Genomic DNA, 14,678 nt, shown 5'->3' with positions numbered 1-14,678 from the left:
ATCACCATGACTGCGAAGATTGAGCTCATTTCCCCGGTGGATGGCCGGGTCTATGTCGAGCGCGAGAGTGCCGACGCGTCACAGGTCGAGCAGGCATTGGCGGCCGCGCAAATCGCCCAGCTCGACTGGCAGCGCCGGCCCTTGGGCGAACGCGCCGCGCTGTGCAGCGCCGCAGTCGAGGCAATGCTGAAAATGCAAGCCGACATCGTGCCGGAGCTGGCGTGGCAGATGGGGCGTCCAGTGCGTTATGGTGCTGGCGAGCTGCGCGGTTTTGCCGAACGGGCACGGCACATGATCGCGATTGCCCCACAGGCGCTGGCGACAGTGGAACCTGCGCCCATCGCCGGGTTCGGCCGTTACATCAAACGCGAACCACTGGGCACGGTGCTGGTGGTCGCGCCTTGGAACTATCCGTACCTGACGGCAGTGAACACGATCATCCCGGCACTGATGGCCGGCAACAGCGTGATCCTCAAGCACGCCTCGCAAACCCTGTTGGTGGGCGAACGCTTTGCCGAGGCTTTTCGCCGGGCGAACCTGCCGCAAGGCTTGTTTCACAACCTGTTGCTCAGCCACGCGATGACCGCACAGATCATTGGCTCGGGCCGTGTGCACCAAGTCAATTTCACCGGTTCCGTGCCAGCCGGCAAGGCCATTGAAGCCGCCGCTGTCGGCCGCTTCATCGGTGTGGGCCTGGAGTTGGGCGGCAAGGACCCCGCGTATGTGCGCGCCGACGCCAACCTTGAACACGCGGTGGAGAATCTGGTGGATGGCAGCTTTTTCAACTCCGGACAAAGCTGCTGCGCCATCGAGCGCATCTACGTCGACCAGGCCATTTACCCGGCGTTCATCGCACGCTTCGCCGAGCTGACGCGCCAGTACGTGCTGGGCAATCCGCTGGAGGAAGCGACGACGCTGGGGCCGCTGGTTTCTCCGGCTGCCGCCGATTTCGTCCGCGGCCAGATCAAGGCTGCGCAGGCCCAGGGCGCCAGGGCCTTGATTAACGCCAGCGATTTCCCCCCTGATGTGCCGGGCAGCGCCTACCTCGCACCCCAGGTGCTGGTGGACGTGAACCACGAGATGTCAGTGATGCGCGAAGAAAGCTTCGGACCGGTGGTCGGCATCATGTCGGTCACCGGTGACGACGAAGCGGTTCGGTTGATGAACGACAGCGAATTCGGGCTCAGCGCCTCGATCTGGACCCAGGATCCTGCCGCCGCCGAACACGTGGGCAACCAGATCGCCACCGGCACTGTGTTCATGAACCGTTGCGACTACCTTGACCCGGCACTGGCCTGGACCGGGGTCAAGCACAGCGGGCGCGGCGCCACCTTATCGAACCTCGGCTACGAGCACCTGACCCGACCCAAATCCTTCCATCTGCGCCACGAGGTGTAGAGCATGAGCCTGACTGGAAACTGGAACTACCCCACCAGCATTCGCTTCGGTGTCGGTCGTATCGCGGAGCTGCCCGCCATCTGCCGCAGCCAGGGCATCGAGCGTCCGCTGCTGGTGACCGACCGGGGCCTGGGCCAGGCACCGATCACCCTCGCCGCACTGGATGCCATGCGCGCCGCTGGCCTGGGCGCCGCGCTGTTTTGTGACCTCAAAGCCAATCCGGTCTCGGCCGATCTGGCCGGCGGACTCAAGGCCTGGGCCAGCGGCAATCATGATGGCGTGGTCGCCTTCGGCGGCGGCAGCGGCCTGGACATGGGCAAGCTCATCGCCTTCATGAGTGGCCAGAGCCGACCGGTTTGGGATTTCGAAGACATCGGCGACTACTGGACCCGCGCCGACGCCAGTCGCATCGCTCCGATCATCGCGGTGCCCACCACGGCGGGGACCGGCTCCGAGGTCGGTCGCGCGGCGGTGATCATCGAAGAAAGCACCCACACCAAACGCATCATCTTTCACCCGAAAATGATGCCCCAGGTGGTCATCAGCGACCCGGCGCTGACGGTTGGCATGCCGACCAGAATCACCGCTGGCACCGGGATGGACGCGCTCTCCCATTGCCTGGAAGCCTACTGCGCCCCTGGTTTTCATCCGCTGGCGGACGGCATTGCCGTCGAAGGCATGCGCCTGGTGGCCACCGCCCTGCAACGTGCGGTGCACACACCTGATGATCTAGAGGCGCGTGCGCAAATGCTCGCCGCCGCCGCGATGGGCGCCACCGCGTTTCAGAAAGGCCTGGGTGGCATGCACGCTCTGTCGCATCCGGTGGGCGCGTTGTACGACACGCACCACGGCATGACCAATGCCGTGTTCATGCCCTATGTGCTGCAATTCAATCGCTCGGCCATCGAGGAGCGCATCGCCCGCCTCGCCGCTTACCTGGGCCTGCCTTCCCCCGGCTTCGACAGCTTCCTGGATTTTGTCCTCAAGTTACGCGCAGACATCGGCGTGCCACACACGTTGCACGCGCTGGGCGTCGATGACCGGCAGGTGGAACTGATCGCAGACATGGCTATCGTCGACCCCTCGGCCGGCGGCAATCCGCTGCCCCTGAACAAGGATGGCGCCACCCGTATTTTTACCGCGGCTTATCAGGGCCGCGTGTAGATCCAGGGCAATAACGGTTGTAACGGAGCAGTACGACAAGGTGTTGAAGGCCAGCCCATTGCGCACACGCCAATGGCTTGATCAAACCTCAAGGGGTACACCGCATGAACCCAGCAAGCCAGCCCAGCGCCGACACTCACGACGAGGATGTCAAAGCGCTGCACAGCATGGGCTACGCCCAGCAACTTTCGCGAAGGATGGGCGTGTTTTCCAATTTCGCGATTTCCTTTTCGATCATCTGCATCCTCTCCGGTGGCATCAACTCGCTGGCCCAGGGCACGTCGGGTGCCGGGGGCGCATCGATCGGTATTGGCTGGCCCATCGGTTGCCTGATCTCCGGGGTGTTCGCCCTGGCCATGGCGCAAATTTCCTCAGCCTACCCGACTGCTGGCGGGCTCTATCACTGGGGCTCGATTCTTGGGAACCGCTTCACCGGCTGGCTGACGGCCTGGTTCAATCTGCTGGGGCTGGTCACCGTTCTCGGCGCGATCAACGTCGGCACCTACTACTTCTTTTTCGGCGCGTTCGGACCGGCGCTCGGCATGGAAGACACCACCACGGTCAGGGTCATTTTCCTGGCGATCCTCACCGGCATCCAGGCGTTGTGCAACCACCTGGGGATCGGCCTGACCGCCAAGCTCACCGACTTTTCCGGCTACCTGATTTTTGCCACGGCGCTGGCGCTGACCATCGTCTGCCTGATCTCGGCACCCAGTTATGAATTCGTGCGGTTGTGGACGTTCGGCAACTATTCAGGTGCGGCGGGTGGCGGCGTATGGCCAGAAGTCTCCAACAGCTGGGTTTTCATGCTCGGCCTGCTGCTGCCGATCTACACCATCACCGGTTACGACGCGTCTGCGCATACCTCCGAAGAAACCCGCAACGCTGCCATGTCGGTGCCCAAGGGCATGGTCATGTCGGTGATCTGGTCGCTGCTGTTCGGTTGGGTAATGCTCAGCTCGTTCGTGCTGATGCTGCCGAACATGGACGATGCGGCCAAACAAGGCTGGAACGTGTTCTTCTGGGCCATGGACACCCAGGTCAATCCCAACGTCAAGTTCGCGCTGTACGTGGCAATTTTCGTCTCGCAGTTCCTGTGCGGGCTGGCGACCGTGACCTCGGTGTCGCGGATGATCTTCGCGTTCTCCCGTGACGGCGGCCTGCCCTGCTCCAAAGCCCTGTCGTCGGTGTCCCCGACCTTCCGCAGCCCGGTGGCAGCGATCTGGACCGGTGCCACACTGGCAGTGCTGTTCGACTGGGGATCGTCGGTGATCTCCATTGGCGAGACGCCGGTCTACACCATCGTCGTCTCGTGCACGGTGATCTTCCTGTTCTTCTCGTTCATCATCCCTATTGTCCTGGGCCTGTTTGCCTACGGCACCGCGAAGTGGCCGACCATGGGGCCGTGGAACATGGGGCGCGGGTTGTACACGCTGTTTTCCCTGCTCTCGATCATCTCGATGGTGGTGATTTTCGTCATCGGCATCCAGCCTCCCAACGACTGGGCACTGTACATCACCATCGGCTTCCTGGTGCTGACCGCCATCGTCTGGTTCGGCTTCGAAGCCCGGCGCTTCCAGGGCCCGCCAACAGGCGACCTGATCGTCAAGCGCCAAACGGAAATCGCTGCGGCAGAGGCGGCGTTGAACAAGCAGGCGGGGGTTTGATGGGCGGGTGAACTGTAGGAGCGAATTTATTCGCGATAGTCGTCAACGATGACGCAGGCTGCCTGACGGCCCGCGTTGTCCGGGCATTCGTTCGCGAGAAAGCTCGTTCAGGTTCAGCGGTGCAATGAAAAAGCCCCGCAAGCATGAGCCTGCGGGGCTTTTTCGTGAATCAACGCTCAAGCGTGCTCGCCGCGCGGCGAGCCAATGCGCTTACTGAACGTTTTTCAGCTTGATCACATCACCGGACACCTTGGTGGTGTAGCCGTTCAGGACCCAGGCCCAGAACCACTTTTCTTCAACCTGGGTGTTGATCAGTGCGTCGCCGCCCTTGGCCTGGATCGCCGCCTGTTGTGCACGGACGAAACGGCTGTTCTGGCGAATCGGGATGAGACCGAACAGCATCAGGCCGGTGGCGCTGGCTTCGCTGTGGCCAACGACAGTGTATTGGCTGGCGTCGTAATGCTGGGTCTTCATCGGTGCGCCGGTGCAGCCGGCGAGAACCACGCCGAACAAGGAAACGGCAAGCACTTTACTCAGATAATTCACAATGTCACTCCATAGGTAAACGCCCGGGATCCATCTCTCGGGCGGCGCATACCTTAACGCAGGAAACGGCTGATGGGTATCAGGTCAAACCCTGCCCCGCCATCTGGCAGCGCCTGCCTATTCGGCTTACCATGCCGCGCATCCCCCATTCATTATCGATAAACGGCGGTACCAACATGTTCGAGGTCACCGAGGTTTCCATTGCCGAACTGCGCGCGGCGCTCGAGTCCGGGCAGACCACGGCGGTAGAGTTGGTCGAGGCCTATCTTGCCCGCGTGGACGCCTATGACGGCGCCGACACCCCGACGGCCCTTAACGCGGTGGTGGTGCGCAACCCCGACGCCATAAAGGAAGCGAAAGCCTCGGATGCCCGTCGCGCGCAAGGTCAAACGTTGGGTCCGCTCGACGGCATTCCCTACACAGCCAAGGACAGTTACCTGGTCAAAGGGTTGACCGCCGCGTCCGGCAGCCCGGCCTTCGCCAACCTGATCGCCTACCGCGATGCGTTCACCATCGAACGGCTGCGCGCTGGCGGGGCAATCTGCCTGGGCAAGACCAACATGCCGCCCATGGCCAACGGTGGCATGCAACGCGGGGTCTATGGCCGTGCGGAGAGCCCGTATAACGCAGGCTACCTCACCGCCCCGTTCGCTTCCGGTTCTTCGAACGGCGCTGGCACCGCCACCGCTGCCAGCTTCGCGGCGTTCGGCCTGGCGGAAGAAACCTGGTCGAGCGGTCGCGGCCCGGCATCCAACAACGGGCTTTGCGCCTACACACCTTCGCGCGGGGTCATCTCGGTGCGCGGCAATTGGCCGCTGACGCCGACCATGGACGTGGTCGTGCCGTTCGCCCGGACCATGGCTGACTTGCTCGAAGTACTGGACATCGTCGTCGCTGAAGACTCCGACACCCGCGGCGATCTGTGGCGTCTGCAACCCTGGGTGCCGATCCCAAGCGTTGCCTCGGTGCGCCCTGCCTCCTACGCCGAACTGGCGGTGAAGGCCGATGCACTGGCCGGCAGACGCCTCGGCGTGCCGCGCATGTTCATCAACGCCGACCCTGAAGCCGGCACCAGCGAAGCACCGGGCATCGGTGGGCCGACCGGCCAGCGCATCAACACCCGCCCCTCGGTGATTGCACTTTGGGAAGCAGCGCGCAAGGCGCTTGAAGCGGCCGGCGCTGAAGTCATCGAAGTGGATTTCCCGCTGGTGTCCAATTGCGAGGGCGACCGCCCCGGCGCACCGACGGTGTTCACCCGCGGCCTGGTGTCCAAGGAATTCCTGCACCACGAATTGTGGGACCTGACGGCCTGGGCATTCGACGACTTCCTGAAGGCCAACGGCGATCCAAAACTCAACCGATTGGTGGACGTCGACGGTTCGCTGATTTTCCCCCACGACCCCGGCACCCTGCCCAACCGTGAAGGCGACCTGGCGGCGGGCATGGACGAATATGTGCGTATGGCCGAACGCGGCATCACGCCGTGGGACCAGATCAGCACAGTTCCGGACGGCCTGCGAGGCCTAGAGCAGACCCGTCGCATTGACCTGGAAGACTGGATGGACCGGCTGGGCCTCGACGCGGTGCTGTTCCCGACCGTAGCCGACGTAGCACCGGCCAACGCCGACATCGACGAGGCCGCCGCCGACATCGCGTGGAGCAACGGCGTCTGGGTCGCCAACGGCAACCTCGCCATCCGTCACCTGGGTGTTCCAACGGTCACCGTACCAATGGGCGTCATGGCGGACATCGGTATGCCGGTCGGGCTGACGTTCGCCGGGCGTGCCTACGATGACTCGGCGCTGCTGCGTTTTGCGTCGGCGTTCGAATCGACCGGCAGCAAGCGGATGATCCCGCCGCGGACGCCGGCGCTGTAAACCGGCAAAAAAACTCGAACTCACCGTTGGCCCCCGCATCCAATGTGTAGGCCAACGGAGGAACGAGACATGAATTACAACACACGCCAGCCCCCATCACCCAACAACGCCCCGCCGACCGACACTTCAGGCAAGCCGGTCAACGTGGTTGAACGAGACTTGCGCGACCCGGACGATGCCACTGAAGGCGTCGATAAAACCATCACGCCGACGTCGACCCGCACCAAGGAACAGGACGCCGAGGAACTCAAACGCAAGACGGATGAAATTGAACGCAAGGTTGCCGATGGAAATTAGTCGGAGTCTTGCTTCGGCGCACTGGGTTCAACGCTAGCCAGCGTGGGAGTGAGCCTGTCGAACCGTGGCGATGACCCAGCGAGCGCCGCGGCTTCGCGCAATCGCGTGTTATCGTTGACGATCATCGCGACGGTGCGACGACTCGACAGTTTTGCTCCCGCCGTCATCGTGTGCCTGCCCATGGAAGAACGTGAAAACATGATCACCTGCTACCTGAAATACGTCCTGGACCCTTACCAGATCGAAGCCTTCGAACACTATGGCAAGCTGTGGATTCCCCTGGTCGAGAAATTTGGCGGCCAGCATCACGGTTACTTCCTGCCCGCCGAAGGCGCCAACAATATCGCCCTGGCGATGTTCAGCTTCCCCAGCCTTGCGGCCTACGAGCAATACCGCCAGGATTCCATGAAGGACCCCGAGTGCATCGCGGCCTTCCAATACGCGCAAGACACCAAGTGCATCCTCAGCTACGAGCGCAGTTTCTTCAGGCCGGTGTTCGGTGAACAGGCGCCACAACCGACCTGATCGATCGAACCCAGCCAGGAGACGTCCGCATGCGCCTTTTGCCCACCCTCACCCGCCCCTGGCTGCAATCACTGCCGCTGCTGTGCCTGGTCGCCACGGCCCATGCCGAGCAGCGACCGGACCACATGGTCTATCTGCGCGCGATCGATCCGACCATCGAACAGGACATGCGCTACGCCGGCGCTCACAATTTCACCGGTCATCCCCTTGATGGGTACAACGCCGCCGAATGCCTGCTGACGCTGGACACGGCCAACGCCCTCGCCCGCGTGCAGGCGTCGCTGCGCGCACAGGGTTACGGTTTGAAGGTGTTCGACTGCTATCGACCGACGCGCGCAGTCGCTGACATGGGCCGCTTCGCCACGGAACCGGGCGATCCGCTGAAGGCCGAGTTCTACCCCCGCGTGGATAAACAGGACTTCTGGCGCCTGGGCTATGTAGCGCGGGTGTCGAACCATTCCCGTGGTTCGACCGTGGACTTGACCCTGGTCGGACCCAAGGCATTGACCGCGGCAACCTGGACACCCGCTGCAACGCAAGTTGATTGCACCGCGCCATACGGGCAGCGTTGGCAGGACGGCGCGCTCGACATGGGAACCGGGTTCGACTGTTTCGACGAGCGCACCCACACCGCCAACCCGGTGATCAATGCCACGGCCAGGGACAATCGCCAGCGCCTGGGCACGGCCATGGAAAAAGAAGGTTTCGCCGGCTACTCAAAGGAGTGGTGGCACTTCTCCTATACCCGCAACGGTGCGCCCGGCGAGGTCATGGACTTCCCGATCACGCCGCTCGACGCCCGCACAGCACTCGACACGAGCGGGCAACTCATCGTGGTCACGAGCAAAACCTGGAACGATATCCAGGGCATCGCCCAACGCTATGAGCGCGATGGCACAGGCTTTCGCAAATACGGTGAGGCCTTCGCGGTGGTGCTTGGGAAAAACGGATTGGCCTGGGGCAAAGGCCTGATCAGCGCCGATCCGGGCGACGCCCCGGTCAAGAAAGAGGGTGATGGAAAAGCGCCAGCCGGGATGTTCAAACTCGGGACGGCCTTTGGCTTCGACGCCACCGCCGCCACCCGACTGCCCTACCTCGCCCTGACACCCACCACCGAATGCGTCGACGACAGCCAATCCCGAAGCTACAACCAAGTGCTCGACGGCGCGAAAGCCACACGGGACTGGGCCAGCTCGGAACAGATGCGCAACGAGGCCGGCTATCGCCAGGGCATCGTCATCGAGCACAACACCCCTGCCACTCCCGCTTCGGGTTCGTGCATCTTTTTCCACATCTGGCGTAGCCCGACCTCACCGACGGCGGGCTGCACGGCCATGGATCAGGCGGACATCGCGCGCCTGTTCGAATGGCTGGACCCACGCCAATCACCGCTGCTGGTGCAAATGCCCGAGGCGCAATACGCGCAGTGGCGCGATCGCTGGAATTTGCCGGAGCAGTGATCAACCCTGCTTCAGATCCAGGCAATAGGTGTAGTAGCCCGTGTCGCGCACGTAGCCCAGGGACTCGTAGAGCTTTTGCGCCGTGTGGTTATCGGTGGCGGTTTCCAGCGTCATGCCCTTGGCCCCCGTCAGCGACGCAAAGTCGCGGGCCGTGTTCATCAATTGCCTGGCCACGCCCCGACCCCGAGCCTCGGGTGCGGTGAACAGATCGCCCAACAGCCAGGTGCGATGCGCCTCGATCGATGAAAAAGTCGGGAACAACTGCACGAAGCCTAGCCCCAATCCCTGCCCGTCCTGGGCAACAAAGATCACTGATTCATCCCGCGCCATGCGTTCGGCGATGAAGTGCCGCGACTGTCCGAGGTTCGAGGGCTGGCCATAGAAACCTCGATAGGCGTCGAACAGTTGGGCAACATCGTCGAGGTGGGTGGCGTCGGCGCGATGAATCTGGATATCCATGAATGCGGTCTCCACCAAGTGTTGAGCGTAGATGAGGCTGATGTTCGGCTGTGGATTGTCATTGCCTGCTCGCGATGCAGCCAACTCGCACACCGCGGCTAGAAAACAATACGGCTCGTCGGCACCACATCAATCCGCGCCACCGACCCGGTCAAATGCGCCAGGTCCTTGTTGTGCTCGGCAATGATGTCTTCGGCCGTCAGGTTGCCGTTGTCGACGGTTGAGTGGGCGTCCGACGCCAGCACCACGTCATATCCCAGTTTCAATGCCTGACGTACGGTCGCGTTGACGCAGTAGTCGGTCTGCAAGCCACAAATCACCAGCCGCTCGAAATCCTGGACCGGCAGCAACTTCTGCAGGCTGGTCTGGTAGAACGAATCCCCGGTGGTCTTGCGCACGCGGGCGTCCTGTGGCGAGACGTCCAACCCCGTAGCCAGTTGCCAACCGTCGGCCGCATGGACGAGTGGCCCGTCCGGTTCCTCGTGCTGAATCACGACCACGGGAACCCCCGCCGTGCGGGCGCGTGCACTGAGGTCGTTGATGGAGTCGATGACACGCGCGATCTCGAAACACTCGTACTCGCCCGAGCAGAGTGCCTGCTGGACGTCGATGATTAACAATGCGCTGGTCATGGTGCCTTCCTTGTGATGTCGGTGTGCAGGAGGACAGAAAATAGATCTGTCCTCCTGTTCTGACAAGCCCCTAGTAGCCGAGCGACAACCCGGTGTTGCGTCGAGGATCGTTGGCCCCGTAGAAACGGTTTTTGCCCACCGGTTTGCCCTCCAGCGAAGGCGCGCCCACCAGAATTGCCGCCACGTGGTTGGCATCCTGGGGACCGGCGAACTTGTGCCCCCAGCTTTCGAGGAGCTTCACCGTATCCGGGCTGGTGGTGAACGTCTCGAGGTTGGTCTCTTCCGGCAACCACTGCTGGTGAAAGCGCGGCGCGTCGACCGCTTCCTGGATGTTCATGCCGTAGTCGATGACGTTGAGCATGGTCAGCAAGGTCGCGGTGATAATGCGGCTGCCACCCGGTGTACCGACGACCATGACCACTTTGCCGTCCTTGGTGACAATGGTCGGGCTCATGGACGACAGCGGTGCCTTGCCGGGCGCGATAGCGTTGGCCTCGCCCTGCACCAGGCCGTACATGTTCGGCACACCGATCTTCGAAGTGAAGTCGTCCATTTCGTCGTTGAGAATCACCCCGGTCTTGCTCGCCATCACTCCGGCGCCAAACCAGTCATTGAGGGTGTAGGTGACCGAGACCGCATTGCCCCATTTGTCGACGATCGAGTAATGGGTGGTGTTGCTGCCCTCATGCGGCGCGACGCCTGGCTTGAGTTCGCTGGACACCGCTGCCTTCTGCGGATTGATGGCTGCGCGGATTTTGGTCGCGTAGTTTTTGTCCAGCAGATGGCTGATCGGGTTCTTCACGAAATCCGGGTCGCCGAGGTAGCTGTTGCGATCCACGTACGCATGCCGCATCGCTTCGATTTGATAGTGCATGCCCTGCGCCGAGTGGTAGCCCAGATCCTTCATCGGGTAGCCGTCGAGGATGTTGAGGATCTCGCAGATCACCACTCCGCCGGAGCTGGGCGGTGGCGCAGAGACCACGTGGTAGCCACGATAGTCGCACTCCACCGGGGCCAGCTCGCGGGTCTTGTACTTATCGAGGTCAGCCTGGGTGATGATGCCCTTGCCGGCCTGGCTCGACGTGACGAGGGCATCGGCCACCCACCCCTTGTAGAAACCGTCGGCGCCCTTCTCGGAAATTTCCCGCAGGGTCTTGCCCAGATCCTTCTGCACCAGCTTTTGCCCGACCTGCATCGGCTCGCCGTTGCTCAGGAAAATCGCGCCGGAATCCTTCATGTCTTTCTTGAACACGTCGGTGGCGGTTTCGAGCAGATCGACATCGCCCTGCTCCAGTACAAAACCGTCTTCGGCCAGCTTGATCGCCGGGGCGATCACTTCCTTGCGCGGCTTGGTCCCGTACTTGCTCAGCGCCAGCTCCATGCCCGAGACCGTGCCCGGAACACCGACGGCCAGGTGGCCGCGGGTGCTGAGCTCGGGAACCACGTTACCGGCCTTGTCCAGGTACATGTCGGCGGTCGCGGCCAGCGGCGCCTTTTCGCGGAAGTCGAGGAAGGTCTTGCGGCCATCCGCCAGTTGTATGGTCATGAAACCGCCGCCGCCCAGGTTACCGGCTGCGGGATAGACCACCGCCAGCGCATAACCGACCGCGACGGCGGCATCGACGGCGTTGCCACCGTTCTTGAGTACGTCTACGCCGACATGGCTCGCCAGGTGCTGGGCAGTCACCACCATGCCGTTTTCGGCCGCGACCGGGGCAACGGAGGCTGCGTAGCTAGTCAGGCAGGAGAGCGCCAGGGAGGTCGCAATGAGCGATTTGGCAAAAGGTTCGAACTTCATGGGTCGGTCTCTTCTTGTTTTCAGGCTCTGCATCCAGCAGAGGACAGCGCTTCAAGAGCAGAGGCAAGTATGGTCGGGATTGCGTATTGCGCCTCCCCGATCAGGCAGTATGCTTGCACCTTGTTCAGCTCTTGGGCGCAGACCCCGGCATGACTTTCACCTGCACCACCATGACCTCGCCAGTGGGCGAACTGACCCTGGTCGCGAACGGTTCGAGACTGGCGGCCATCCTCTGGGAAAACGACAAACCCAACCGGGTTCGCCTCGGACCGATGTGCCAAGCGCCCGACCTGCCGATCCTGGTGAGCACACGGCAACAATTGACTGAATATTTTGCCGGCAGTCGCCAGCGCTTCGACCTGGAACTGGAGTTCTGCGGAACCGATTTCCAGAAAAAGGTGTGGCAGGCGTTGCTAACGATTCCGTTCGGCGAAACCCGCAGCTACAGCCAGATTGCCGAACAGATCGGCCACCCGAGTGCGGTGCGTGCAGTGGGTGCGGCCAATGGCCGGAACCCCATATCGATCATCGCGCCGTGCCATCGGGTGATTGGGGCGTCGGGGAAATTGACCGGGTTTGCAGGGGGGCTTGCGGCCAAGGAGTTGTTGCTGAAACTCGAAGGTTTCTGGCTACTGTAGGAGCGAGCCTGTCGAGGCGTCGCTCCTACAGGGGATCGGGGTATCGCTACTTAGGCGAAGATGTTTTTCATCGCCGCATACTGCAACAGCATGATGGTCTTCGCGTCGCAGATCTCGCCGCGTTCGAATGCCTGCAGCGCCTCATCGAATGACCATTCGAGCACTTCCAGTTCTTCGGTTTCTTCTTCCAGCCCGCCACCTTCGCTGACCTTGGACGCGGCATCGTATTCGGCAATGAAAAAGTGCAGTTTCTCCGTGACCGAACCGGGGCTCATGTAAGACTCGAACACTTTTTGCACATGGTGCACGCGATAACCGGTCTCTTCCTCGGCCTCCTCGCGAATACGCGTTTCGGGCGAGGCGCCATCGAGCAAACCGGCCGCCACTTCGATCAGCAAGCCATCGTGGCCGTTGACAAACACCGGCAAGCGGAACTGCCGCGTCAGCACCACGGTGCGCTTTTCCCGGTTGAACAGCAGGATCGCGGCGCCATTGCCGCGATCGTAGACCTCACGCGTCTGGCGTTGCCACTCGCCGTTGTTGCGCTGGTAATCGAAAGTGATCTTCTTCAGTAGATACCAGTCGTGGGACAACACCTGAGACTCGATGATGTTGACCCGCTCGGCGGTGTCGGGCATGACAGAACGTCCTTTTTGCGTCGGGAAAACGCTCATCCTAATCGGCCCGAACGCATCATGAAAGCTGTGCCTCATATTCCCTCTGATACTGCCCGGCGAGCGTTTCCTTCTGTTTGTCATCAAGCAGCTTGCCCGCCATCTGAAAAAACTTCTGCTCTTCTTCCTTGAGGTGGTGATGGACCTTGTCGCTGAGTTTTTTCGCCGTTGCCAGCCAGGCCGGGCTGGACATTTCGGTCTCGTCGAGTTCTTCCATCATCTCGTCCATTTCGTGATGTTCGGCGATAGCGTGGCGGCTCAGGTCCACGCCGTTGTCGAACTGCATCAACGGGATATAAAAGTGCCGTTCCTCGGCGGTTTCATGGGCCTGCAGTTCGGCCTTCAATTGCTTATAGGCTTCGACGCGCTCCGGCGTGTCGCCCCTGGTCTCGATCAGCGCCTTGGCATAGGTGCGCTGGCGCTCGTGACTTTCGCGCAAGGCTTCAAAAATATTCATGGCAATCCTCATCGGCCGCGTTCTGAAATGACGCTCAGGGAGCTAGACAGCGACGCGATGACGACGGTTCCTCAAGGGATGGACCAATTTCCACAACCCCGATACGCTCGCGGCTCTGCCATAAGGACATAGCTGATGACCTTGATCATTGAACACAAGCAAGACCCCACTCCGGAAGATCGCGAGGCGATCCTCGCCCCGCTGCGGGCCTACAACGTCGCACAGGCCGGAGACGGCAAATCGGAACTGCTGGCGCTGCTGGTACGCGATGAGCAGGGCGAAATCCTCGGCGGTTTGTATGGCCGGTTTTTCTATCGCTGGTTGTTTATCGAATTGCTCTCGGTGCCGGAACAGGCCCGAGGCGACGGCATGGGTTCGAAGCTGATGCGCATGGCCGAAGACCTGGCGCACGAGAAGGAATGCGTGGGGATTTGGCTGGACACCTTCAGCTTCCAGGCACCGGCGTTTTACCAGAAGCTGGGATACAGCGAACTGGGTGAGATCGTGGACTACCCGCCGGGACATAGGCGGCATTTTTTCCAGAAGCGTTTGACTCAAGCCTGAGGCAAACCATTGTCCGCCGTGTGGGAGCGGGCTTGCTCGCGAATGCGGTGGTTCAGCAAACAGCGTATCGACTGACAAACCGCTTTCGCGAGCAAGCCCGCTCCCACAAAAGGCGAACCGGGGTGGTCAGGACATCACAGGCACGTCGCCAATGCCGCCAACCGGCGCTTGGCGACAAAGTCATCCTTTTGCGTGTAGTAGTTCAACGCCGTCCCGGACGCATCTTCGCGAATGTCGACAAAGGACTCCGCCGAGCGCGTGTAAACGGTCGAACCTCCCCGCATGCCCGGCTCCAGGTAGGCGCCAGCATCGACACCGAAGACGGCTTCGTCCTGCCAGGAGAACTGCACGCACTGGGCGACGACTTTTTCCGGCTTGTCAGAGCTCAGGATTTTATTCGGCGCACCGTTACGGGCATTTTCCATTACCGAACCGGCACATCCGGCCAGCAATGTTGCGGCCAGGGCCACCATCAGTATTCGCATTGCATGTGCTCATCAGGAAAAAGCCGACTGTATCACC

At 61.8% G+C, this 14,678-nt stretch carries 16 protein-coding genes; 9 read left to right on the top strand and 7 right to left on the bottom strand.

Features of this window, described 5'->3' with window-relative positions; all coding sequences use genetic code 11:
• Positions 1-6: 6 nt before the first annotated feature.
• The 3 genes from AB4N64_RS06190 to AB4N64_RS06180 all read left to right on the top strand — a co-directional run bounded on the left by AB4N64_RS06190 (position 7) and on the right by AB4N64_RS06180 (position 4,229).
• A complete protein-coding gene (locus tag AB4N64_RS06190; RefSeq protein WP_460122967.1) occupies positions 7-1,398 on the top strand; it encodes an aldehyde dehydrogenase family protein in 1,392 nt (463 codons plus the stop codon).
• 3 nt (positions 1,399-1,401) lie between these two features.
• On the top strand, positions 1,402-2,562 hold the full coding sequence (locus AB4N64_RS06185; RefSeq protein ID WP_460122964.1) for an iron-containing alcohol dehydrogenase: 1,161 nt from the start codon (positions 1,402-1,404) through the stop codon (positions 2,560-2,562).
• A gap of 104 nt (positions 2,563-2,666) precedes the next feature.
• Complete coding sequence (locus AB4N64_RS06180; protein WP_460122961.1) at positions 2,667-4,229, top strand: amino acid permease; 1,563 nt, start codon at positions 2,667-2,669, stop codon at positions 4,227-4,229.
• A 210-nt stretch (positions 4,230-4,439) separates the two neighbouring features.
• On the opposite strand, the gene AB4N64_RS06175 is transcribed toward AB4N64_RS06180, so the two are convergent.
• Positions 4,440-4,775 (bottom strand): hypothetical protein, encoded by a 336-nt coding sequence (locus AB4N64_RS06175; protein ID WP_460122958.1) that lies wholly within the window; start codon positions 4,773-4,775, stop codon positions 4,440-4,442.
• 176 nt (positions 4,776-4,951) lie between these two features.
• Here AB4N64_RS06175 and AB4N64_RS06170 point away from each other — a divergent pair, with 176 nt between their 5' ends.
• From AB4N64_RS06170 to AB4N64_RS06155, 4 genes are all read left to right on the top strand, one after another.
• The gene (locus AB4N64_RS06170) at positions 4,952-6,652 is read left to right on the top strand and encodes an amidase (RefSeq protein WP_460122955.1); all 1,701 of its coding nucleotides are present in this window, start codon (positions 4,952-4,954) and stop codon (positions 6,650-6,652) included.
• 69 nt (positions 6,653-6,721) lie between these two features.
• Complete coding sequence (locus tag AB4N64_RS06165; protein WP_460122952.1) at positions 6,722-6,949, top strand: hypothetical protein; 228 nt, start codon at positions 6,722-6,724, stop codon at positions 6,947-6,949.
• A gap of 198 nt (positions 6,950-7,147) precedes the next feature.
• Positions 7,148-7,474 carry an NIPSNAP family protein gene (locus AB4N64_RS06160; protein WP_460126630.1) on the top strand — a complete coding sequence of 109 codons (327 nt, stop codon included), beginning with the start codon at positions 7,148-7,150 and terminating at the stop codon, positions 7,472-7,474.
• A 29-nt stretch (positions 7,475-7,503) separates the two neighbouring features.
• Positions 7,504-8,934: a M15 family metallopeptidase gene (locus AB4N64_RS06155; protein WP_460122949.1), complete on the top strand. Its 1,431-nt coding sequence runs from the start codon at positions 7,504-7,506 to the stop codon at positions 8,932-8,934.
• Here the strand turns inward: AB4N64_RS06155 and AB4N64_RS06150 are convergent, their stop codons facing one another.
• From AB4N64_RS06150 to ggt, 3 genes are all read right to left on the bottom strand, one after another.
• On the bottom strand, positions 8,935-9,393 hold the full coding sequence (locus tag AB4N64_RS06150; RefSeq protein WP_460122946.1) for a GNAT family N-acetyltransferase: 459 nt from the start codon (positions 9,391-9,393) through the stop codon (positions 8,935-8,937).
• Positions 9,394-9,491: 98 nt separating this feature from the next.
• Positions 9,492-10,025, bottom strand: a complete 534-nt coding sequence (locus tag AB4N64_RS06145) for a cysteine hydrolase family protein (protein WP_460122943.1) — start codon at positions 10,023-10,025, stop codon at positions 9,492-9,494.
• A 70-nt stretch (positions 10,026-10,095) separates the two neighbouring features.
• Entirely contained in the window at positions 10,096-11,823 is a 1,728-nt protein-coding gene (gene ggt, locus AB4N64_RS06140; protein ID WP_460122940.1) for a gamma-glutamyltransferase, read from the bottom strand.
• 149 nt (positions 11,824-11,972) lie between these two features.
• Here ggt and AB4N64_RS06135 point away from each other — a divergent pair, with 149 nt between their 5' ends.
• The gene (locus tag AB4N64_RS06135) at positions 11,973-12,461 is read left to right on the top strand and encodes a methylated-DNA--[protein]-cysteine S-methyltransferase (protein ID WP_460122937.1); all 489 of its coding nucleotides are present in this window, start codon (positions 11,973-11,975) and stop codon (positions 12,459-12,461) included.
• Positions 12,462-12,511: 50 nt separating this feature from the next.
• Here the strand turns inward: AB4N64_RS06135 and AB4N64_RS06130 are convergent, their stop codons facing one another.
• On the bottom strand, positions 12,512-13,099 hold the full coding sequence (locus tag AB4N64_RS06130; RefSeq protein WP_460122935.1) for an NUDIX domain-containing protein: 588 nt from the start codon (positions 13,097-13,099) through the stop codon (positions 12,512-12,514).
• Between the two features lie 55 nt (positions 13,100-13,154).
• On the bottom strand, positions 13,155-13,592 hold the full coding sequence (locus AB4N64_RS06125) for a hemerythrin domain-containing protein (RefSeq protein ID WP_460122932.1): 438 nt from the start codon (positions 13,590-13,592) through the stop codon (positions 13,155-13,157).
• Positions 13,593-13,727: 135 nt separating this feature from the next.
• Between AB4N64_RS06125 and AB4N64_RS06120 the strand changes: the two genes are divergently transcribed.
• Positions 13,728-14,156 (top strand): GNAT family N-acetyltransferase, encoded by a 429-nt coding sequence (locus AB4N64_RS06120; protein WP_460122930.1) that lies wholly within the window; start codon positions 13,728-13,730, stop codon positions 14,154-14,156.
• A 134-nt stretch (positions 14,157-14,290) separates the two neighbouring features.
• Here the strand turns inward: AB4N64_RS06120 and AB4N64_RS06115 are convergent, their stop codons facing one another.
• The gene (locus tag AB4N64_RS06115; RefSeq protein ID WP_460122927.1) at positions 14,291-14,641 is read right to left on the bottom strand and encodes a hypothetical protein; all 351 of its coding nucleotides are present in this window, start codon (positions 14,639-14,641) and stop codon (positions 14,291-14,293) included.
• Positions 14,642-14,678 lie beyond the last annotated feature (37 nt).

The sequence above is a fragment of the Pseudomonas sp. S2_C03 genome (genome assembly GCF_054668405.1).
Note: the sequence above shows the minus strand (reverse complement) of the source record. Positions and strands in the feature narration are given on the sequence as shown.